This window comes from Ramlibacter sp. (genome assembly GCF_035548915.1).
Taxonomy (GTDB): domain Bacteria; phylum Pseudomonadota; class Gammaproteobacteria; order Burkholderiales; family Burkholderiaceae_C; genus Ramlibacter.
Genome location: NZ_DASZSE010000008.1, coordinates 42,649 through 62,788, shown reverse-complemented (window position 1 = coordinate 62,788; position 20,140 = coordinate 42,649). Strand labels below are relative to the sequence as shown.

Below are 20,140 nucleotides of genomic sequence, written 5' to 3'. Positions count from 1 at the left end.
ACCCTCATGCAGTACTTCCCGCACGCCGCTCGCCTGTCTCGCCGCCGCCTCGTGGCGGGCGCCGGCGCGTTGCTGCTGCTCGCATCGCAAGCGCGAGCCCAAAGCGGTGAGCGCCTGCGCGAAAGCCTGGTGAAGGCGGCCTTTCTGCACAAGTTCGCGAGCTTCGTGGAATGGCCCGACGGCACGTTCGCGCGGGCCGACGCGCCCCTGCGCATCGGCGTCTACGGCGACGACCTCGTCTGGAAGGACCTGAGCGAGCTCGCCCGAGACCGCGACCGCGATGGTCATCCGGTCATCGTCACCCGCCTCGGGCCGGGCGACTCTTTCAGCGGCTATCACATCCTCTACTTCAAGGCCGACTCGCCCGGGCGCATGGCCGATCTCCTGCAGCAGGTACCCGAAGGCGTGCTGACGGTTTCGGATTCGAACGGAACGCACCCGCGCGGATGCGTGATCAGCTTCTATCTGGAAGAAGGCCGCGTGCACTTCGGCGCCTCCGTCGAAGCGGCGGCGCGCCAGAAGTTGCGCCTGAGCCAGCGACTGCTGTCCGCCGCCCGCATGATCCAGGGCGGACTGGACGCGCTGCGCCTCCTTGCATGAATGCCCGCTTCGCCGCAGCCCGCCGCCTCCTACGACAAGCGCCTCGTCGCCTGGCTTTCGCTCGCACAGCTCATCACGTGGGGCAGCGTCTTCTACACGTTCTCGCTGCTGCTCGCACCCGTGGAGCAGGCACTGCGCCTCACGCGGGCCGAGTCTTCGCTCGCCTTCAGCCTCGCGCTGCTCGCCGAAGGCATCTGCGCCTATCCGGTGGGCCGATGGATCGATCGCGGTCACGAACGTGCCGTGATGACAGGCGGCTCGCTGCTGGTGGCGAGCTGCCTTGCGCTGCACAGTGTCGTGCAGACCGCGCAGGCGTTCTACGCCGTGTGGACGCTGCTCGGCGCGGCACTCGCGGCCACGCTCTATACGCCCGTGTTCGCGGTCGTGACGCGCCGCTTCGCGCAGGACTATCGCCGCGCCATCATCACGCTGACCTTCCTGGGCGGGCTCGCGAGCACGGTGTTCATCCCCCTTTCCGCGTGGCTCATCTCGGCGCTCGGCTGGCGTGACGCGCTGCGCGTGCTGGCTGCGATACACCTGGTCGTGTGCGCGCCGCTGCATGCGGTGCAGCTGAGGGGGGCGCGGCCGGGCGGTCTCGGGTCGCCTCACACCGCGCCCGCGCCGCCGACCCGCTCGCCGGCCATGCTGCTGCGCAGCGCGCCGTTCCTGCTGATCGGCGTGTTCAGCGTGGGCATGATGGGCGTCACCGCCGCCTTGCCGCCGCACATGATCAGCCTGCTGCGCGAGCGCGGCCTGTCCGAAGGATGGGTGATCGCGGTGCCCGCGAGCATCGGCGCGATCCAGGTGGTCGGACGCCTCGTCCTCTACTTCTTCGAGCATCGCTTCGACGTACATCTTGCCAACCGCCTCATCCCGTGGCTCGTGCCGCTCGGCATCTGCGCGCTGCTGGCCGTGCCCGGGTCCACCGCGGCCGCGCTCGTGTTCGTGCTGCTCTACGGGCTCGGCAACGGCCTCATGACGATCGTGCGGGGCACGGCGATCGCGCAGTACGTCGACCGCGACCACGTCGCTTCGCTCAACGGCGCGCTCGGCTTGCCGCAGGCGCTTTCGCGCGCGCTCGCGCCGCTCCTGCTCGGCCTGCTGTGGTCACGCGACACGGGCTACCGCTGGGGCCTCGCGGTCCTGCTTGCGGCGAGCGTGGTGTCGGCGCTCGCGCTGCGGGCCGCGCAGCGGCGCTCCCTCCTCTGAGGCGGGCTTCTCGCGCGCTTCCTGCACGGCCCGGGCAAAGCCCGCGCCATAGAGCAGCACGGCAGAAGAGAAGTAGATCCACATGAGCACGACCACGAGCGACCCTGCCGCGCCATACGCGGACACGGTCGAACTGGTGGAGAGATACAGCGCGAGCAACTGCCGCCCGCCCGTGAACAGGATCGCGCCTACGAAGGCACCGATGAGCAGGAAGCGCGAGGCGGGCTTGGGGCCGCCGGTGAGGCGCATCAGCGCGAAGAAGAGTCCCGCCGCGACGAAGAGGGCCACCACTTCGTTGAGCACGCGCAGCAGCGCCTCCAGGCCCGCCCGGTCGCCCGCCCAGCCCGCGAGCGCGGACATCAGCGCCGAAAGCGCGAGCGACACGAGCAGCAGGAAGCCCAGCACGAGGATATAGCCCACGCCGCGCACGCGGATTGCCGCGCCGTGCCACCACGCCGGCTTGGGCCCGGGCGGCCGGCCGTTGGACCAGAGGCGCTCGAACGTGTCCTGCAGCTCCGTGAAGACGCCGGTCGCGCCGACCAGCAGCACGACGAGGCCCGCGAGCCCCGCGCCCGCGCCTTGCCTCGGATCGCGCGCGGTCGAGAGCGCGCCTTGTACCAGCCGGGCGCCCTGCTCGCCGATCACGGCGCCCACCTGGTTCACGAGCCCCTGTTCGAGCAGGTGGCGGTCCACCCACCAGCCGAGCACGCCCACCAGCGCGATCAGCAGCGGCGCGAGGCTCAGGATGCCGTAGAACGAAGTGGCGGCGCTCATCCGCAAGCCGCCGGCGGCGCTCCACAGTTGGAGCGCGCGATAGAAAGGCATCGCGGGCGCAAGGACCGTGCGCAGCCGGGGCGCCATGCGGGACATCGTGGCCATCATGACTTCGTATCGTCACCGCATTCGCGGCGTCGAACTATCGGCGCGGCAACGCTCGCCCGGTAGGAGGGTGCCGACGCTCGCCCCTCGCGGCTTCGTCCGGCGCCGCTTCGTCGATCACAGGTTGGGCGCAAGCAGCCGCTGCAGCTCGTCCACCGCGGCGCCCCGCCGCGCGGCCTGGTCCTGCAGCTGGTCCTCGCCGATCTTCCCGACGTTGAAGTAGGTGCTCGCCGGATGCGAGAGATAGAAGCCGCTCACGCTGGCCGCAGGCATCATCGCCAGGCTCTCGGTGAGCTCCATGCCGATCTCCTGGGCCTGCAGCACGCCGAACATGTCGCGCTTCACGCTGTGGTCGGGACACGCCGGGTAGCCCGGCGCGGGGCGGATGCCGGTGTACTTCTCGGCGATGAGCTCTTCGTTGCCGAGCTGCTCGCCCGCCGCGTAACCCCACAAATCCTTTCGGACGCGCTGATGCAGGCATTCGGCCAGCGCTTCGGCGAGACGGTCGGCGAGCGCCTTCAGCATGATGGCCGAATAGTCGTCGTGGTCGTCGAGGAAGTACTTCACCTTCTGCTCGACACCGAGGCCGGCCGTCACCGCGAACATGCCCACGTAGTCGTCCGCGACGCCCTTGGGAGCGACGAAGTCCGCGAGGCAGCGGCTCGGCCGCATCACGCCGTCGACCGCCTGTTTCTCGGTCTGCTGGCGCAGTCCGTACCAGGTGAGGATGGGCTTCGCGCGCGCTTCGTCGGCGTACAGCTCGATGTCGTCGTCACGCACGGTGTTGGCGGGCCAGAGTCCCATCACCGCGTTGGCCGTGAGCCACCGGCCTTCGATCAGGCGCTTCAACAGGCGCTGGCCGTCGGAGTAGACGCGCACCGCCTCGGGGCCGACGACTTCGTCCTTCAGGATGGCGGGGAACGGTCCCGCGAGGTCCCAGGTCTGGAAGAACGGCCCCCAGTCGATGTATTTCGCGAGCTCGGCGAGATCGAAGTTGCGGAATACGCGCCGGCCGATGAATTTCGGCTTCGGCGGCGTGTAGTCCGCCCAGTCGAGCGGCGTCTTGTTGGCGCGTGCCTTCGCAAGCGGCCAGAGCGGCACCTGCTTCTTGTTCGCGTGCAGTTGCCGAACCCTCTCGTAGTCGGCGTTGATCTCGGCGATGTATTTCGCAGCCCGGTCGGACAGCAGGCTCTGCGCCACGCTCACGCTGCGCGAGGCATCGGGCACGTACACCACGGGCCCTTCGTACTTCGGCGCGATCTTCACGGCCGTGTGCACGCGGCTCGTCGTCGCGCCGCCGATCAGAAGCGGAATCTTCTTCAGGCGGAAGTGCTCGTCCTTCTGCATCTCGGAGGCGACATACTGCATCTCCTCCAGCGACGGCGTGATGAGGCCGGAGAGGCCGACGATGTCGGCGCCTTCGACGCGGGCCTTCGCCAGGATCTCGTGGCACGGGACCATCACTCCCATGTTGATCACGTCGAAGTTGTTGCACTGGAGCACGACCGTCACGATGTTCTTGCCGATGTCGTGCACGTCGCCCTTCACGGTGGCGATCACGATGCGGCCCTTGGCGCGCACGTCCTCGCCCGCGGCTGCCTGCGCGCGCTTTTCCGCTTCGATGTAGGGCACGAGATGCGCGACCGCCTGCTTCATGACGCGGGCGGACTTCACCACCTGCGGCAGGAACATCTTGCCGGCGCCGAAGAGGTCGCCCACGATGTTCATGCCGTCCATGAGCGGCCCTTCGATCACGTGCAGCGGCCGGCCGCCCCGCGCGATCACGGCCTGGTAGACCTCTTCGGTGTCTTCGACGATGTGATCGGTGATGCCGTGCACGAGCGCGTGCGACAGACGCTGTTCGACTGGCAGCGCCCGCCATTCGTTCTTCTTCGTGTCGTCCTTCGCGGCGCCGCGCGCGTGTTCGGCGATTTCCACCAGCCGCTCGGCCGCGTCGGGGCGGCGATTGAGGACGACATCTTCCACGCGCTCGCGCAGCGTCGGCTCGACTTCGTCGTACACGCCGACCATGCCCGCGTTCACGATGCCCATGTCCATGCCGGCGCGGATCGCGTGGTACAGGAAGACGGTGTGGATCGCTTCGCGCACCGGGTCGTTGCCGCGAAACGAGAAGCTCACGTTCGACACGCCTCCGCTCACCTTCGCGCCGGGCAAGTTGCGCTTGATCCAGCGCGCCGCCTCGATGAAGTCGACCGCGTAGGTGCTGTGCTCCTCGATGCCCGTCGCGATCGCGAAGACGTTCGGATCGAAGATGATGTCTTCCGGCGCGAAGCCCACCTCGCCCGTGAGGATGCGATACGCCCGGGCGCAGATGTCGATCTTGCGCTGGTAGCTGTCCGCCTGGCCCTGCTCGTCGAAGGCCATGACGACGGCGGCGGCGCCGTAGCGCTTCACGAGCTTCGCCTGCCGCCTGAACTCGGCCTCGCCTTCCTTCAGGGAAATCGAATTCACGATGCCCTTGCCCTGCACGCAGCGCAGGCCCGCCTCGATCACGTCCCACTTGGACGAGTCGATCATCACCGGCACGCGCGCGATGTCCGGCTCGCTCGCGATCAGGTTCAGGAAGCGCACCATCGCGGCCTTGCTGTCCAGCATGGCCTCGTCCATGTTGACGTCGATCACCTGCGCGCCGTTTTCGACCTGCTGGCGCGCAACGGCCAGCGCCTGCTCGAACTGGCCGGCGAGGATCATGCGCGCGAATGCCTTCGAGCCGGTGACGTTCGTGCGCTCGCCGATGTTGACGAAAAGGCTGCCCGGGCCGATGGAGACCGGCTCCAGGCCGCAAAGCTTCATCGGCGCGATCTCCGGGCCGCAGCCCGAAGGATCGAGCGCGGACATCGGGGCGTTCGTGGAAGGGGGGGCCGCTTGCATGTTCCTCACCTCGTGGGTCGAATCCAGGGGGTGAGCGCGGTTAGGCAATCCCGAGCCTGACGTTAAGCAGATTGCCTAATCGCTGCAGCGCTCCTCGGGCTAGCATGAATTCTAAAGGCAGCGGCACGACGCCGCCCTGTTCGGGGGTCTTTACGCATGAGCATCCTGAATCTCATCTTCGCTCGCCGGGCGCACGAGGTGCCCGAGACGCAGCCGTCGCGCTTCGAGGTGCCCAGGCGTTCGCGGCCGAGCAATATCGCCGGCTCGCCCTCGGCCGAATGCGCCGCCGAAATGCTGGCCGCGCCCGGCTCGCTGCTCAAGCTGTCGATCGACGAGGCGCGCGTGGTGGTGAGCTACATGCGCCCGCGCCGCATCGAAGAAGGCACGATGTTCATCCGCGAGGGGGACGAGGAGAATACCGGCTTCATGGTGCTCGTCCTGGAAGGCGAAGTGACGGTCGAATCGTCGCTCGCCAATCGCACCCATCCCCTTACCTTCACGGTGCTCGGCCCCGGCAGCCTGATCGGCGAGATGGGGCTGCTCGATGGCGCGCCGCGCTCGGCGTCCTGCACGGCGATGACGGATCTGCGCTGCGGCGTGCTCACGCGCGCGGCGCTGAACCAGCTGCTGGATCGCGAGCCGCGCATCGCGGCCAAACTGGTGATGGCCATCTCGCGGCGCATGGCCGAGCGGATGCGCGACAGCCAGGAAAAGCTGAAGATGTATTCGCAGCTCACGCAGGCGATGAACGAGGAGATCAACGAACTCATGCCGGTCTAGCGCGGCCGCAGCCGTGTGCCTGCGGGGGCGCCGCTCGGCCTAGATCGGCAGATCCGCTTTCTTCAGCGTCCTCAGCACAAAGCTCGACTTGCTGTGGCGGATGCCCTTGATCTTGTACAGCTTCTCGCGCAGCAGCCGCTCGTAGTCGCGCGTGTCCTTCACCGCCACGCGCAGCAGGTAGTCGTATTCGCCGGAGACCAGATACGCTTCGATGACCTCGGGGATCGCGGCAAGTGTCTCGCCGAACTTCTCGAGCGTGTTGTCCGAATGGCTGTCGAGCGTCACCTGCACGAGCACGGTGTCGTTGAAGCCGAGCGCCTGCGGGCTGAGCCGCACGGTGTAGCCTTCGATCACGCCGCCCAGCTCCAGCTTTCGGATGCGCTCCCAGCACGGGGACGCGCTCAGGCCCACGGCCTGGCCGATCTGCTGCAGGCTCACCCGGGCGTCCTGCTGGAGCGTCCTCAGGATCTTTCGGTCGATCTGGTCCATTCCAGGAATTCTATCTCCCGATCCTTGGAGGGGCCATCGAAGGATTTTCTGCCATGGCAGGCACGGGACCCGCAATTCGGGAAGACTTTCGGGGCGCGAGGCGCCACACTGCCGTTATGGGTCGGCGGCTTACCCGCCAGCGAGCCATGACAAGGGGCCGGCGGGTTACCGCCCGCCGGCCCGCTTGATTTCAGGCCGCTTCCTTGTAGAACATCGCGCGCCGCGTCGAACGCGCTGCAAGCGGCTCGACCGCCGCCGCGATGGCCCCGATGTGCTGCGGCGTCGTGCCGCAACAGCCGCCCACGATGTTCACGAGGCCCTCGGCCGCGAACTCCGCGAGCAGGCGCGAGGTGACTTCCGGCGTTTCGTCGAAACCGGTCTCGCTCATCGGGTTGGGCAGCCCGGCGTTCGGATAGCAGCTGATGAACGTGTCCGGCGCGACACGCGCGAGCTCCTGGATGTACGGCCGCATCAGCGCCGCGCCCAGGGCGCAATTGAGGCCGATCGCGAGCGGCTGCGCATGACGCACGCTGTACCAGAAGGCGGTGACGGTCTGGCCGCTCAGGATGCGGCCCGACGCATCGGTCACCGTGCCGCTCACGATGAGCGGCAGCCGCTCGCCGCTTTCCTCGAAGTATTCGTCGATCGCAAAGAGCGCCGCCTTCGCGTTGAGCGTGTCGAAGATCGTCTCGACCAGCAGCAGGTCGACGCCGCCTTGCACGAGCCCCGCCACCTGCTCGTGGTACGCGGCGCGAAGCTGTTCGAAGTCGACGTTGCGGGCCCCCGGATCGTTGACGTCGGGGCTGATGCTCGCGGTACGCGGCGTGGGGCCCAATGCGCCTGCGACGAAGCGTGGCTTGCCGGGCGTGGAGAACTTGTCGGCCGCGGCCCGGGCAAGCCGCGCCGATGCGACGTTCATCTCGTGCGACAGCCGAGCGAGCCCGTAGTCTTCCTGCGCCAGTGCGTTGGCGCCGAAGGTGTTGGTCTCGATGATGTCCGCTCCGGCGGCGAGATAGCCTTCATGAATGTCCCGGATCACGTCGGGGCGCGTGAGCGACAGCAAGTCGCCGTTGTTCTTCAGGTCCTTCGGGTGGTCCTTGAAGCGTTCGCCCCGGAAGTCGGCCTCCGTCAGGCGAAAGCGCTGCGTCATCGTGCCCATCGCGCCGTCCAGGATCAGGATGCGCCGCGCGAGCAGCGCCGTCAAAGCTTGTCCACGGGTATATGTCACGGCTTTCATGATCCATCGATTGTAGGAACAAAGCGTGCGATGTCGCTCGATTGCGCACAATAGCCCCCGTGACGCCACCCCTGAACATCCTGCGCGAGGTCTTCGGCTACGGAAGCTTTCGCGGCCCGCAGGCCGAAATCGTCGAGCACGTGACGGCCGGCGGCGACGCGCTGGTGCTTATGCCCACGGGCGGCGGCAAATCGCTGTGCTACCAGATCCCCGCCATCGCGAGGCAGCGGGACGGTCACGGCGTCACCGTCGTCGTGTCGCCGCTCATCGCCCTCATGCACGACCAGGTGGGCGCGCTGCACGAGGCCGGCGTGGAGGCCGCATTCCTGAATTCGACGCTGAGCGGCGCACAAGCCCAGGCGGTGGAGCAGCGCATGCGAAAGGGCGAGCTCACGCTGCTCTACGCGGCGCCCGAACGCGTCACCACGCCTCGCTTTCAGGCCCAGCTTGCCGCACTGTACGAGCGCGGCAAGCTCGCTCTCTTTGCCATCGACGAGGCGCACTGCGTGAGCCAGTGGGGCCACGACTTCCGGCCGGAATACCGCGCGCTCACGGTGCTGCACGAGCAGTTTCCCGGCGTGCCGCGCATCGCGCTCACCGCGACGGCGGATGCGCTCACGCGCGAGGACATCGTGCAGCACCTGCGGCTGCAGGAAGCCCGCCGCTTCATCGCGAGCTTCGACCGGCCCAACATCCGCTATTCGATCGTCGAGAAGAAAGACCCCGTCGCGCAGCTGCTGCGCTTCATCGAGCGCGAACACGAGGGCGAAGCCGGCATCGTGTACTGCCAGTCCCGCAAGCGCGTGGAAGAAGTCGCGCAAAGCCTGTGCTCGCACGGCCTCGATGCGCTGCCTTACCACGCCGGGCTCGATGCGCAGATGCGCCAGCGCCACCAGGATCGGTTCCTGCGCGACGAAGGCGTCGTCATGGTCGCGACCATCGCCTTCGGCATGGGCATCGACAAGCCCGACGTGCGCTTCGTGGCGCATCTCGATCTGCCGAAGAACATCGAGGGCTACTACCAGGAAACGGGCCGCGCAGGCCGCGACGGCCTGCCCGCCGACGCCTGGATGGCGTACGGGCTGCAGGACGTCGTGAACCAGCGCCGGATGATCGACGAGAGCACCGCGCCCGACGAATTCAAGCAGGTGCTGCGCGGCAAGCTCGAGGCGCTGCTCGCGCTGGCCGAAGCCACGGATTGCCGCCGCGTGCGACTGCTCGCGTACTTCGGTGAGGATTCGCGGGCCTGCGGCAATTGCGACAACTGTCTTTCGCCTCCGCACGTATGGGACGGCACGGAGGCGGCGCGCAAGCTGCTTTCCACGATCTATCGCGTGCAGCAGCAAAGCGGCATCAGCTTCGGCCCGGGTCACATCATGGACATCGTGCGCGGCAAGCCGACGCCCAAGGCCGCGCAGTTCGCGCACGAGAAACTCTCCACGTGGGGCATCGGCGCGGAGTTCAGCGAGACGCAGCTGCGCAGCGTGCTCAGGCAGCTCGTCGCGACGGGCGCCGTGGCGGTGAACAGCGAGGCCTACAACACGCTGCAGCTCACGCCCGCCTCGCGCGCCGTGCTGCGCGGGGAACAGGCGGTGCTGCTGCGCGAGTCGGTCGCGCAGCCGGGCCCGGGCGGCAAGCGCCGCGAGAAGACCGGGCGGGGCACGCCCGTCGTGGCGGCCGGATTGACGGGGTCTGCGCAGGAGCGGTTCGCCGCGCTCAAGTCGTGGCGTTCGGAGGTCGCGCGTGAGCACAACCTGCCCGCGTACGTGATCTTCCACGATGCGACACTGGCTGCCATCGCGGCGAGAGCGCCGCGATCGCTCGCCGAGCTCGAGGGCATCAGCGGCATCGGGGCGAAGAAGCTCGAAGCGTACGGAAGCGAGGTGCTGCGTGTGGTGGCCGAAACGGCCTAGACGAAGCCGATCGGCTTGTTCTCGCGCACCTCGGGCTTGATGCGGTGCTCGGCCTCGAGCTGCTCGAGGAATTCATCCGGACCGAATGCGGTGGCGAGGATGTCGACCTGGCGCTTCACGGCCGCGAAGTCGCCGGGACACAAATGCTCGAGGCGCTCGAGCCGCGCGCGCACTTCCTGCGTGAGGCCGCCCACGTCGCCCTCGAGCACCTCGGTCACGAACATCTTCTCGCGCTGCGCCGCGGCGAGCGGCTTGAACTTGATCTTGAAGGTGAAGCGCCGAAGCGCCGCCTGGTCGATGCGGTCCATGAGGTTCGTCGTGCAGACGAAGATCCCGGCGAAACGCTCCATGCCCTGCAGCATCTCGTTCACTTCGGTCACTTCGTACGTGCGCTGCGCGCCTCGGCGGTCCTGCAGGAAGCTGTCGGCTTCGTCCAGCAGCAGCACCGCCTGCTCGGCCTCGGCCTCGCGGAACATGGCCGCCATGTTCTGTTCGGTCTCGCCCACGAATTTGCTCATGAGGTCGCTCGCCTGCCGGATGAGAAGCGGCCGGTCGAGCGTGCGCGCGATGTGCTCGGCCAGCGCGGTCTTGCCGGTGCCCGGAGCGCCGTAGAAGCAGAGCGTCCCATGGCCGCGCGCCTTCAAGGCGTTCACGATGCGCCCGATGTCGTAGCGGCATTCCACATTCAGCATGTCGAGATCGTAGGTCGTGACGCAGCGGCGCCCACCGGCGTCGTAGGCGCGCGTGCCGAGCGCCTGGTCGGCGTTGCGCAGCTGGCGCTCGATGAGCTTTTCCATCTCCGCCCCCTCGGCATGCGCGAGGCCCGCGAAGCGTACGGCGGTGCGAATCTGCGCGGGCGTGAGTCCCTTGCGTTCGGTGAGCTTGGCAATGAAGGCATCGCCGACCGCGACGCCTTCGAGCGTCTTGCGCACGAGTCCTTCGCGCGCGCCGGGCGGCGGCGACTTCAGTTCCAGGTGATACGCGAAGCGGCGCCGGAAGGCGGGGTCGATCTGCTCGATGCGGTTGGTGACCCACAAGGTCGGCACCGGATTGGATTCGAGAATCTGGTTGACCCACGCCTTGCCGCTCACACTGCCCGACGCGGGTGCCACCACCTGCTCGGCCCGCGCCATCATCTGCGCGGCCTCCGTGGAGATCGGCGGAAACACGTCCTCCACTTCGTCGAAGAGGAGCGCCGCCTGGGCGCTTCCCTTCAGGAAGACCTGCGCGATCTGCAGCGACCTGTAGCGGTCCCGGCCCGATAGCGAATTGCCGTCGCGGTCCGCGTATTCGACTTCGAAAAGTTCCAGGCCCGCGGCCTGCGCCACGACCTTGGCGAGCTCGGTCTTGCCGGTGCCGGGGGGGCCGTACAGCAACACGTTCACGCCGGGCTCCTTGCGCGCCACGGCATTGCGCAGAAGTGCGCACAGCACCTGCGCGTCGTCCTCCACGAACGCGAAGTCGCCGAGCACGAGCTCGCTTTTCGCCGACGGCCGCGTGAACACCGCCATCAGCTCGTTCTGGTCGCGGTATTCGCGCATCAGCACGGGCGGCAGCTTCTCGCTCACCTTCATGAGATCGGCGAGGTCGGTGATGTTGTGTTCGGAAATGAGATTCTCGACCAGCCCGATGCGTTCGAGCCGCGAGCCGGCCCGCAGCGCTTCGCCGACTTCCGTGGCATTCACGCCGGCGACCTCGGCAATGGCCGCATAGGCCTCCGGCGCGTTGTTCACCTTGAATTCCACGAGCAGGCTGCGCAGGTCGCGCTGGTAGCGCGCGAGCGTGCCGTACAAAAGAAGTGCCCGCTCGGCCTTGTTCAACTGCAGCAGGCTGGAAAGCGAATCGATGTTCTTCTCGACGAGCGTCGAGTGCTTCTTCAACGCGTGCGTGAGCCAGTCGCCCGTGACCGCGAGCACCGACAGGAGATCCTTCGGCTGGTCCTTCGCGTATTCGTCGAGATAGAAAAAGAGCGTGCCTTCCTCGTACGGGCCCCGCCAGACGCCGTGGCGGTCCAGGAACTCACGCGTGGCGAGCGACTCGTGGCCACGCCAGAACTCGTTTTCCTTGCATCGGCGCGTGAGGAATTCGCGCAGGCGGCCAAGCGCGGGCGCCGGCCAGACGAGGTGGCGGCCGGCGAGCGACAGCAGTCCGTTCAGGTCGCGCCGGACGTTGAACTTCGCCCCCTGCTTGGCCGCGAGCGTCAACACGAAATGCGAGCACATCAGGTCCAGCACCGGGGCATCCTTCAGCCCCGGCGACGGCAGCACCTGCGCATCCGGCGAACGCTTGGCCAATCGCACCTCCGGTTGTGGCGCGTCGAGACGTATCCCACGACTTTGCGGGCCTACGATAACGCGAGTTGATGCTACATGGAAGAACCTGATCGTGGGGAAACCCCGCAAGCCCCGGGCGCGGGGCGTGCAGAATCACCGGAATGATCGCCCTATCGGACATCCGCGACGCCGCCGGCCGCCTGCACGGCCAGGTGCTGGACACGCCCTGCGTCGAATCGCGCACGCTCTCGCAGATCACCGGCTGCCAGGTGTTCCTGAAGTTCGAGAACCTCCAGTTCACGGCTTCGTTCAAGGAGCGCGGCGCCTGCAACAAGCTTTCCCGCCTGAGCGACGAGGAGCGGCGCCACGGCGTGATCGCCATGAGCGCCGGCAATCATGCGCAGGGCGTGGCCTACCACGCGCAACGCCTGGGACTGCGCGCCGTGATCGTCATGCCGCGCTTCACGCCGGGCGTGAAGGTCGAGCGCACGCGCAGCTTCGGCGCCGAAGTGGTGCTGCACGGCGACACGCTCGAGGAGGCGCGCGCTCATGCGCTGGAACTGGCGGGGCGCGAGCGGCTCACGTTCGTCCACCCCTATGACGACGACGCCATCATTGCCGGGCAGGGCACGGTCGGCATCGAAATGCTGCAGGCCGTGCCGGAGCTCGAAACGCTGATCGTCGCGGTCGGCGGCGGGGGCCTGGTCGCCGGCATCGCGACGGCGGCGAAGGCGCTCGTGCCCGGAATCGAAGTGATCGGGGTGCAGACGCTGCGCTTTCCGAACATGTTCAACGCGGTGAAGCACGAACACCTGCCCCAGGGCGTCTCGACAATCGCCGAAGGGATCGCGGTGGGGGCGCCCGGCCACATCACGCAGGCGCTCATCGAACGCCACGTGGACGATCTCGTGCTGGTGGACGAGGGCGACATCGAGCAGGCGATCGTGATGCTGCTCGAAATCGAGAAGACGCTGGTCGAGGGCGCCGGCGCGGCCGGGCTCGCGGCGCTCCTGAAATATCCTGAGCGCTGGCGGGGCCGCAAGGTGGGCCTCGTTCTGGGCGGTGGCAACATCGATCCGATGCTGCTGGCTGCCATCATCCAGCGCGGCCTGGTGCGCGCGGGCCGGCTTGCCCGGCTGCGCGTGTGCGCGCGCGACGTGCCGGGGTCGCTCGCGCGCATCACTTCGATCATCGGCGAGGCGGGCGGCAATATCGACGAGGTGCATCACCAGCGCGCCTTCACCCTGCTCGCCGCGCAGAACGTGGAGATCGAACTTGTGATCCAGACGCGCGGGCGCGAACACATCCGGCAGGTGCTCACGGCGCTGCGCGCGGCCGGCTTCGAAGCGGAGGAACAATGATCGAAAGAGATCTGCTGCAACGGGCGCTGCCCGACTATTTCGCGCCCTGGGTGCAGGCGCTCGGCCTCACGGTGGAGAGTTTCGATGAGGGCCGAGTCGCGCTGCGGCTGCCGCAGAGCGACCAGCTCTCGCGCGTCGGCGGCATGCTGTGCGGCCAGGCCATGATGGCGGCGGCCGACACGGCGATGGTGCTTGCGCTCATGACGCAGTTCGGCGAGTTCCGTCCATGCACGACGGTGCAGATGAGCACGAGCTTTCTGAAGCCGCTTTCACGCCAGGATGCTCTGGTGGAAGCGCGAGTGCTGCGCGCGGGCAAGACGCTTGCTTTCGGCGAGATCGACGTGCGCGGCGCAGCGGATGGCAGAAGCGCCTGCCGGGCGACGACCACGTACGCGCTGCTGTAGCGCAAGGCGCCTGTAAAATCGGGACGACGACGCAAAATCCAGGTACCCGACCATGTCCACTTCCGAAGCGCGCCATAGCCATAGCCATAGCCATGGCGATAACCCCGGCAGCACGCAGCCGCACGACCCCATCGAGGACGTCGTGCACGCCGTTCCTCTTGTGCTGCCCATCGCGGGCGGTGTGCTGATGTTCCTGCTGGCCTTCATCGCGATCTATATGGCCTGATCGACCCCCACGTCGCGGGCGCCCGCTGCTCGGCGGGCTTTTTTGCGCCGGCCACACGGCTGCGCATAATCTCATGCATCCTTTGCATGGATTTGCCGCCGTTCTCGCGCGCCGCCGAGGGGTGCTTTCATAAAATCGTCCTGCATGCGGCCCCCGGCTCGGCCCGATGAGTCCGATTGCAGAAGGGTGAAGAACGCTCCTTTCTGCAATCCGGCTTTCACATTAGGAGCATTCGATGAATTCACCCGTGATGCAGGGCCTCGACCTGCAGGCGCCCTCGTACGTGAAGAACGCCCGCCTGATCGCCTGGGTGGCCGACATGGTGGCGCTTTGCAAGCCCGCCCGCGTCCACTGGTGCGATGGCAGCCAGGCGGAATACGACCGCCTGTGCGCCCAGCTCGTCGAGGCGGGGACTTTCCGCCGGCTGAATGCGCAGAAGCGCCCCGACTCCTATTTAGCCTGGTCCGACCCGGGCGACGTGGCCCGTGTCGAAGACCGAACTTTCATCTGCACGGACCGCAAGGAGGACGCCGGACCCACCAACAACTGGATGGACCCGGCCGAGATGCGCTCGACGCTGCATCCGCTCTTCGACGGCTGCATGCGCGGCCGCACGATGTACGTGGTGCCTTTCTCGATGGGGCCGCTCGGCTCGCCCATCGCGCACATCGGCATCGAGCTGTCCGACAGCGCCTACGTAGCCGTGAACATGCGCATCATGACCCGCATGGGCCGCGCGGTGTATGACGTGCTGGGCGTGGATGGCGAGTTCGTGCCGTGCGTGCACACCGTGGGCGCGCCGCTCGAGCCCGGCCAGCAGGATGTCGCCTGGCCCTGCAACAAGACCAAGTACATCGTGCATTTCCCGCAAACGCGCGAGATCTGGTCCTATGGCTCCGGGTATGGCGGCAATGCCCTGCTCGGCAAGAAGTGCTTCGCCCTGCGAATCGCCTCCACCATGGGGCGCGACGAGGGGTGGCTCGCCGAGCACATGCTCATCCTCGGCGTGACCAATCCCGACGGCAGGAAGTATCACGTCGCCGCCGCGTTCCCCTCGGCCTGCGGCAAGACCAACTTCGCGATGCTGATCCCACCGAAGGGCTTCGAGGGCTGGCAAGTCACGACCATCGGCGATGACATCGCGTGGATCAAGCCCGGGGAGGATGGCCGCCTCTACGCGATCAACCCGGAGGCCGGCTACTTCGGCGTGGCCCCCGGCACCAATACGCTGACCAACCCGAACTGCATGGCGAGCCTCGGCCGCAACGTCATCTTCACCAACGTCGCGCTCACCGACGACGGCGACGTGTGGTGGGAAGGCATGGGCGAGCCGCCCGCGCACTGCATCGACTGGCAGGGCCGTGACTGGACCCCGCAGATCGCGAAGGAAACAGGTGCGAAGGCGGCGCACCCCAATGCGCGGTTCACCGTAGCGGCCGTCAACAATCCGGCGCTCGATCCCGCATGGGACGACCCCGCGGGTGTGCCGATCGATGCGTTCATCTTCGGCGGGCGCCGCTCGACCACCGTGCCGCTAGTGACCGAAGCCAACGACTGGGTGGAAGGCGTCTACATGGCCGCAACCATGGGCTCCGAGACCACTGCCGCGATCGTCGGGCAGGTCGGCGTGGTGCGACGCGATCCGTTCGCGATGCTGCCCTTCACCGGCTACAACATGAGCGACTACTTCCGTCACTGGCTCGAGCTCGGCCGGAAGCTGAAGCAAAGCGGCGCGAAGCTGCCGAAGATCTATACGACGAACTGGTTCCGCAAGGGCGAGGACGGCAAGTTCGTCTGGCCGGGCTACGGCGAGAACATGCGCGTGCTCAAGTGGATGATCGACCGCATCGAAGGCAAGGTCGACGGGCAGCGCCATGCGTTCGGCGTGAGCCCGCGCTACGAGGAAATGAACTGGACCGGGCTCGACTTCAGTGAAGCGAAGTTCGACCAGGTGATGTCCATCGACCGTGCGGATTGGGAAAGGGAACTCGAACTGCACGCCGAGTTGTTCCGCCAGCTGGCGTACGGGCTGCCGCAGGAGCTGAAGGACACCAAGGCCCACATCGAGCAGCGGCTGGCCGCCTGATCTCGGCTGAGTTCCGGGAAGGCGGACCCACCCGGGGGTTGGTTGCCCCTCTGTGATCAGCCGCGAAACGGATGCGGCAGGCTCGGACGACCGCTCACCACGGGCGGCAGCGGCACGGCGCTGCGATCGCCCATGTGGCGTCGCGCCTCACGGCGATCGAGCGCTTTGCGATGCGACCAATTGTCCAGAGCCGCGCGCAGAGGATGCGGCAGCGAGCGGGCGATGCGACGGGTGCCGACGAGTAAGAGTGTGACTAGCATGGTGTTATCTCAGGAGTAGGTGCGAACATCGCGTTCGGCGGCGGCGCTCATTGCGCGGCTCAGGTCGGCCATGACACGGGCATCGGTGAGCGCGATCTTCCAGAGTTGCTCGTCTGCGCGGGCCTGCCTGCGCCAGGCGCGCACGGCCAGCCAGCGCGAACGCAGTCGTGCCCCGATGCGACGAGCCGGCGCCGCGAACAATGCCAGCGCGGCGAAGCCGACGGCCCAAAGCAGCATCCAGGCCGCCAGCAGATGGCCCGCGCTCCAGGCATCGACCCATTCATTGGCCGCCACGAGCAATGCCGAGACGACACCGGCCAACAGCAGCGTCCCAACGCCGCGGGCGCCGTGCGCGCCGCGTGCATGCCTCGCGGCAACCCGGATCGCACCGGCAACGCCCTGCAGGCGGGACTCGCCAGGGTGCACGGGCGAATAGTCGATGTGGACGAAGCGGCTCATGTTCTTCCCTTCTTTCTTGTCGGATGGCGCGTCAGTGGAGATTCGACGCCATTCTAGGGTTTTCCCTGATATGTGGCAAGTTTAGTTCTGTGATGTCTACCATTCACAGATCTGATGAAATCCACGAACTTCCGCACGCTGGACCTCAATTTGCTGCGTGTGTTCGACCAGGTGATGGTCGACCGCAACCTCACGCGGGCGGCGCGGCACCTGGCGATGACGCAGCCTTCGGTGAGCAACGCGCTCGCACGCCTGAGAGATGCGCTCGGGGACCGGCTGGTGAGCCGCAGCGGCTACGGGGTGGAGCCGACGCCGCGCGCGCTGGCGCTGTGGCCCGCGGTCAGCGACGCGCTGAGGCAACTCGAAAAATCGCTGGTCCCCGGCGATTTCGTGGCGTCCGAGGCGGACAACACGTTCGTGCTCGGCATGGCCGACTCCACGGCGGCCGAGCTGATGCCGGGCCTCGTGGAAATCATCGAGCGCGACGCGCCCGGAGTTTCCATGCGCACGGTGCCGCTCACCACGCGCGACCCGCGGCTCTTGTTCGAGGAGGCGCAGGTGGACCTTGCCGTCGGCTTTTTCCCCGCCGTGATCGCCGACCTCACCGCACAGGCGCAAGCCGGCCGCCTCGCGCCCTTCGAACATCAGCGCCTGCACAAGGGCGAGTACGTGTGCGTGATGAGAAAGGACCACGCTCTTGCGAGTGGCCCGTTCACGCTCAAGCGGTATTGCGCGGCGCACCACCTTCTCGTGAGCTTCTCCGGACGTCCCTTCGGCTTCGTCGACGAGGCGCTGGCCGCGCTCGGTCAAACGCGGCGCATCGTGATGACGGTCAACCAGTTCTTCACGGCCGCGCGCATCGTCACGACCTCCGACCTGCTGACTGTGCTGCCCCGGCATTTCATCGGCATCACCGGCGTGGCGGAGAGGCTCGCGATCCGCGAGCTGCCGTTCGATACCCCGCCAGTGCACGTCGAGGCGCTCTGGCAGCGACGGCAGGAACGGCGCAGCGATCACGCCTGGCTGCGCCTCGCCGTTGCGGCGGCCGCGAAGAAGGCGTTCTTGTCCGATTGAGCGGCTGAGCTATGCTGCGCGGATGATCGCGGGCGAGCGCTCACCGAAGGACGGCCTCGACTGGGTGCGCCGCTTCGCCGATGCGCTCGACGAGATGGTGTGGGTGTGGGACGCGGCAAGCGGGCGCGTGCTGCACGCCAACGCCGCACTGCTGCGCCTCCTCGGCCGCGAGAGCGCCGCACCTGTCGGCCGCCGCCTTCTTTTGGAACGCGTTTCGCAAGAGGACGCCGCGCCTTTGCGCGAAGCTCGCGAGCACCTGCCCGGCACGGGCTACACGCTCGAGTACCGGCTCACCCAGCCCGCACGACGTGGCGAAAGGGCCCGCGTGGCGCGCCTGCGCGAGCAGGCGTTTGCCAGTTTCGGACCGAACGGCGAGCGTTGGGTGACGCACGTGGCGCGCGACATCTCGTGGCAGTTCGACACGACGGCGCAACTGCACGCGGAAATGAGCCGCCGCGCCGATGCCGAGCGCAGCCTGAGCGAGGCGAATGCACGACTCGAGGCGATGCTCGCCACCGCCAACGACCCGGTGATCTCGATCGACGAGCGAAGCCGCGTCGTGGACTGGAACAATGCCGCCGAGCGCGTATTCGGCTGGGCGCGCGAGGAAGCGATCGGACAGGTGCTGTCGGAGCTGATCGTGCCCCCGGCGCACCGCGAGCAGCACCTCGCGGGCATCCGGCGCTTCCTCGCGGACGGCTCCGCGCAGATCTTCAACAAGCGAGTCGAAACGCGCGCCGTGCGCCGAAGCGGCGAAGAGTTCGACGTGGAACTCTCGGTCTGGCCGGTCCGCACGGCCTCGGGCTATACGTTCAGCTCCTTCGTGCGCGACATTTCGCGTCGCAAGGCCGCGGCGCGCGCGCTCGCGGAATCCGAGGCGAAGTACCGCCAGGTCGTGGAGAACGTCAACGAGGGCATCCTCGTCACCGCGGGCGGGCGCATTCTCTACTCCAACCCGAAGGCGCTCGCGCTCACCGGACAGACCCTCGAGTCGGCGATGTCGAGGCCGTTCATCGAGTTCATCCACCCCGACGATCGCGAGCGCGTCCTCGGCAACCACATGCGGCGGCTGAGGGGCGAGGCCGTCGAGAACAATTACCAGTTCCGTGTGCTGCACGTCGACGGCCGTGTGCGCTGGCTCGAAATCTCGGGCGTGCGCTTCGACTGGCAGGGGGAGGCTGCGACGCTCAACTTCCTGGTCGACGTGACCGAACGCCGCCAGGCCGAGGAGGACATGCGCGGTGCCCTCATGCGCGAGCGCGAACTGTCCGAGCTGAAATCGCGCTTCGTCGCGGTCGCGTCGCACGAGTTCCGCACGCCCCTTGCAGGGATCCTCTCCTCCGTGGAGCTGCTCGACACCTACGGCGCGCGCCTGCCGGCGTCCGAGCGCAGCGAAATCGTCGAGCAGATTCGCACGGCGGTCACGCGCATGAATGGCCTCGTGGAGCAGGTGCTTCTCACGAGCAAACTGGAGTCGGGCCACTTCACCTTCGAGCCGCGGCCGCTGTCGGTGCCGCAGCTTCTCGTGCAGCTCGCCGCCGAGATGGACCAGGCGCTGCCGCAGGCGTCCCGCATCGCGATGCGCTGCGACGGACTCGACGAAAGCCGCCTGCTCGATCCACGGCTGCTGCGTCACATCCTCATGAATCTGCTGTCCAACGCGCTCAAGTATTCGGCGCCTGACAGCGCCGTCGAATGCCGAGTCGCCGCCGAACGTGACGATGGGCTGCTCTTTTCGGTGTCCGACCGCGGCATCGGCATCCCGGCCGAAGACCTGCCACGCCTTTTCGAGACGTTCCATCGCGGCACGAACGTCGGCAGCATCCAGGGCACGGGCATCGGCCTGCACATCGTGAAGGAATGCGTGGACCTGCACGGCGGCAGGATCGATGTGGAAAGCGAGTCCGGGCGCGGCACGGTCTTCCACGTCCGGCTGAGCGCCCCTCGCGCGGCAGGTCACTGATGGCAGCCCGGCAGGCTGAGCCGGGCGCGCGGGCC

General features: G+C 67.5%; 17 protein-coding genes and 1 riboswitch. Of the genes, 10 read left to right on the top strand and 7 right to left on the bottom strand.

Going from position 1 to position 20,140, the window contains the following annotated elements; all coding sequences use genetic code 11:
• Positions 1 to 6 precede the first annotated feature (6 nt).
• Together VHA82_RS02180 and VHA82_RS02175 are read left to right on the top strand one after the other, a co-directional pair.
• Entirely contained in the window at positions 7 to 600 is a 594-nt protein-coding gene (locus tag VHA82_RS02180) for a YfiR family protein (RefSeq protein WP_325539807.1), read from the top strand.
• Positions 601 to 1,809, top strand: a complete 1,209-nt coding sequence (locus VHA82_RS02175) for an MFS transporter (protein WP_325539805.1) — start codon at positions 601 to 603, stop codon at positions 1,807 to 1,809.
• Here VHA82_RS02175 and VHA82_RS02170 read toward each other — a convergent pair.
• Both VHA82_RS02170 and metH read right to left on the bottom strand, forming a co-directional pair.
• The gene (locus VHA82_RS02170; protein WP_325539803.1) at positions 1,708 to 2,688 is read right to left on the bottom strand and encodes a YihY/virulence factor BrkB family protein; all 981 of its coding nucleotides are present in this window, start codon (positions 2,686 to 2,688) and stop codon (positions 1,708 to 1,710) included. The genes VHA82_RS02175 and VHA82_RS02170 overlap by 102 nt on opposite strands.
• A 117-nt stretch (positions 2,689 to 2,805) precedes the next feature.
• Positions 2,806 to 5,502 carry a methionine synthase gene (gene metH, locus VHA82_RS02165; protein WP_325539823.1) on the bottom strand — a complete coding sequence of 899 codons (2,697 nt, stop codon included), beginning with the start codon at positions 5,500 to 5,502 and terminating at the stop codon, positions 2,806 to 2,808.
• Between the two features lie 103 nt (positions 5,503 to 5,605).
• Positions 5,606 to 5,682: riboswitch (S-adenosyl-L-homocysteine riboswitch) on the bottom strand.
• A gap of 54 nt (positions 5,683 to 5,736) precedes the next feature.
• On the opposite strand from metH, the gene VHA82_RS02160 reads away from it, so the two are divergent.
• Positions 5,737 to 6,360, top strand: a complete 624-nt coding sequence (locus VHA82_RS02160) for a cyclic nucleotide-binding domain-containing protein (RefSeq protein ID WP_325539801.1) — start codon at positions 5,737 to 5,739, stop codon at positions 6,358 to 6,360.
• A gap of 39 nt (positions 6,361 to 6,399) precedes the next feature.
• Here the strand turns inward: VHA82_RS02160 and VHA82_RS02155 are convergent, their stop codons facing one another.
• Positions 6,400 to 6,849 carry an Lrp/AsnC family transcriptional regulator gene (locus VHA82_RS02155; RefSeq protein WP_325539799.1) on the bottom strand — a complete coding sequence of 150 codons (450 nt, stop codon included), beginning with the start codon at positions 6,847 to 6,849 and terminating at the stop codon, positions 6,400 to 6,402.
• A 190-nt stretch (positions 6,850 to 7,039) separates the two neighbouring features.
• Entirely contained in the window at positions 7,040 to 8,086 is a 1,047-nt protein-coding gene (locus VHA82_RS02150) for a homocysteine S-methyltransferase family protein (protein WP_325539797.1), read from the bottom strand.
• A gap of 59 nt (positions 8,087 to 8,145) precedes the next feature.
• Between VHA82_RS02150 and recQ the strand changes: the two genes are divergently transcribed.
• Positions 8,146 to 9,999: a DNA helicase RecQ gene (gene recQ / locus VHA82_RS02145; protein ID WP_325539795.1), complete on the top strand. Its 1,854-nt coding sequence runs from the start codon at positions 8,146 to 8,148 to the stop codon at positions 9,997 to 9,999.
• Here the strand turns inward: recQ and VHA82_RS02140 are convergent.
• On the bottom strand, positions 9,996 to 12,293 hold the full coding sequence (locus VHA82_RS02140; protein ID WP_325539793.1) for an ATP-binding protein: 2,298 nt from the start codon (positions 12,291 to 12,293) through the stop codon (positions 9,996 to 9,998). The two genes, recQ and VHA82_RS02140, sit on opposite strands and share 4 nt — an antisense overlap.
• 140 nt (positions 12,294 to 12,433) lie before the next feature.
• Between VHA82_RS02140 and VHA82_RS02135 the strand changes: the two genes are divergently transcribed.
• The 4 genes from VHA82_RS02135 to VHA82_RS02120 all read left to right on the top strand — a co-directional run bounded on the left by VHA82_RS02135 (position 12,434) and on the right by VHA82_RS02120 (position 16,349).
• A complete protein-coding gene (locus tag VHA82_RS02135; RefSeq protein ID WP_325539791.1) occupies positions 12,434 to 13,633 on the top strand; it encodes a threonine ammonia-lyase in 1,200 nt (399 codons plus the stop codon).
• Entirely contained in the window at positions 13,630 to 14,037 is a 408-nt protein-coding gene (locus VHA82_RS02130) for a PaaI family thioesterase (protein WP_325539789.1), read from the top strand. Before VHA82_RS02135 ends, VHA82_RS02130 begins: the two co-directional genes overlap by 4 nt.
• 52 nt (positions 14,038 to 14,089) lie before the next feature.
• Complete coding sequence (locus VHA82_RS02125) at positions 14,090 to 14,263, top strand: hypothetical protein (RefSeq protein WP_325539787.1); 174 nt, start codon at positions 14,090 to 14,092, stop codon at positions 14,261 to 14,263.
• Positions 14,264 to 14,498: 235 nt separating this feature from the next.
• On the top strand, positions 14,499 to 16,349 hold the full coding sequence (locus VHA82_RS02120; protein ID WP_325539785.1) for a phosphoenolpyruvate carboxykinase (GTP): 1,851 nt from the start codon (positions 14,499 to 14,501) through the stop codon (positions 16,347 to 16,349).
• A gap of 56 nt (positions 16,350 to 16,405) precedes the next feature.
• On the opposite strand, the gene VHA82_RS02115 is transcribed toward VHA82_RS02120, so the two are convergent.
• Positions 16,406 to 16,609 carry a hypothetical protein gene (locus VHA82_RS02115; protein ID WP_325539783.1) on the bottom strand — a complete coding sequence of 68 codons (204 nt, stop codon included), beginning with the start codon at positions 16,607 to 16,609 and terminating at the stop codon, positions 16,406 to 16,408.
• 9 nt (positions 16,610 to 16,618) lie between these two features.
• The gene (locus VHA82_RS02110; protein ID WP_325539781.1) at positions 16,619 to 17,068 is read right to left on the bottom strand and encodes a hypothetical protein; all 450 of its coding nucleotides are present in this window, start codon (positions 17,066 to 17,068) and stop codon (positions 16,619 to 16,621) included.
• Between the two features lie 114 nt (positions 17,069 to 17,182).
• On the opposite strand from VHA82_RS02110, the gene VHA82_RS02105 reads away from it, so the two are divergent.
• Both VHA82_RS02105 and VHA82_RS02100 read left to right on the top strand, forming a co-directional pair.
• The gene (locus tag VHA82_RS02105) at positions 17,183 to 18,142 is read left to right on the top strand and encodes a LysR family transcriptional regulator (RefSeq protein ID WP_325539779.1); all 960 of its coding nucleotides are present in this window, start codon (positions 17,183 to 17,185) and stop codon (positions 18,140 to 18,142) included.
• A gap of 22 nt (positions 18,143 to 18,164) precedes the next feature.
• The gene (locus VHA82_RS02100; protein WP_325539777.1) at positions 18,165 to 20,105 is read left to right on the top strand and encodes a PAS domain S-box protein; all 1,941 of its coding nucleotides are present in this window, start codon (positions 18,165 to 18,167) and stop codon (positions 20,103 to 20,105) included.
• The last annotated feature ends 35 nt before the right edge of the window (positions 20,106 to 20,140 follow it).

What these genes read in the sequence shown, in the direction of transcription:
- metH (WP_325539823.1), bottom strand. Translation starts at nt 5,502, where the DNA reads ATGAAGCTTTGCGGCCTGGAGCCGGTCTCCATCGGCCCGGGCAGCCTT.
- VHA82_RS02100 (WP_325539777.1), top strand. Translation starts at nt 18,165, where the DNA reads ATGATCGCGGGCGAGCGCTCACCGAAGGACGGCCTCGACTGGGTGCGC.
- VHA82_RS02160 (WP_325539801.1), top strand. Translation starts at nt 5,737, where the DNA reads ATGAGCATCCTGAATCTCATCTTCGCTCGCCGGGCGCACGAGGTGCCC.
- VHA82_RS02135 (WP_325539791.1), top strand. Translation starts at nt 12,434, where the DNA reads ATGATCGCCCTATCGGACATCCGCGACGCCGCCGGCCGCCTGCACGGC.
- VHA82_RS02125 (WP_325539787.1), top strand. Translation starts at nt 14,090, where the DNA reads ATGTCCACTTCCGAAGCGCGCCATAGCCATAGCCATAGCCATGGCGAT.
- VHA82_RS02130 (WP_325539789.1), top strand. Translation starts at nt 13,630, where the DNA reads ATGATCGAAAGAGATCTGCTGCAACGGGCGCTGCCCGACTATTTCGCG.
- VHA82_RS02120 (WP_325539785.1), top strand. Translation starts at nt 14,499, where the DNA reads ATGAATTCACCCGTGATGCAGGGCCTCGACCTGCAGGCGCCCTCGTAC.
- VHA82_RS02175 (WP_325539805.1), top strand. Translation starts at nt 601, where the DNA reads ATGCCCGCTTCGCCGCAGCCCGCCGCCTCCTACGACAAGCGCCTCGTC.
- VHA82_RS02115 (WP_325539783.1), bottom strand. Translation starts at nt 16,609, where the DNA reads ATGCTAGTCACACTCTTACTCGTCGGCACCCGTCGCATCGCCCGCTCG.
- VHA82_RS02110 (WP_325539781.1), bottom strand. Translation starts at nt 17,068, where the DNA reads ATGAGCCGCTTCGTCCACATCGACTATTCGCCCGTGCACCCTGGCGAG.
- VHA82_RS02150 (WP_325539797.1), bottom strand. Translation starts at nt 8,086, where the DNA reads ATGAAAGCCGTGACATATACCCGTGGACAAGCTTTGACGGCGCTGCTC.
- VHA82_RS02180 (WP_325539807.1), top strand. Translation starts at nt 7, where the DNA reads ATGCAGTACTTCCCGCACGCCGCTCGCCTGTCTCGCCGCCGCCTCGTG.
- VHA82_RS02155 (WP_325539799.1), bottom strand. Translation starts at nt 6,849, where the DNA reads ATGGACCAGATCGACCGAAAGATCCTGAGGACGCTCCAGCAGGACGCC.
- VHA82_RS02170 (WP_325539803.1), bottom strand. Translation starts at nt 2,688, where the DNA reads ATGGCCACGATGTCCCGCATGGCGCCCCGGCTGCGCACGGTCCTTGCG.
- VHA82_RS02105 (WP_325539779.1), top strand. Translation starts at nt 17,183, where the DNA reads ATGAAATCCACGAACTTCCGCACGCTGGACCTCAATTTGCTGCGTGTG.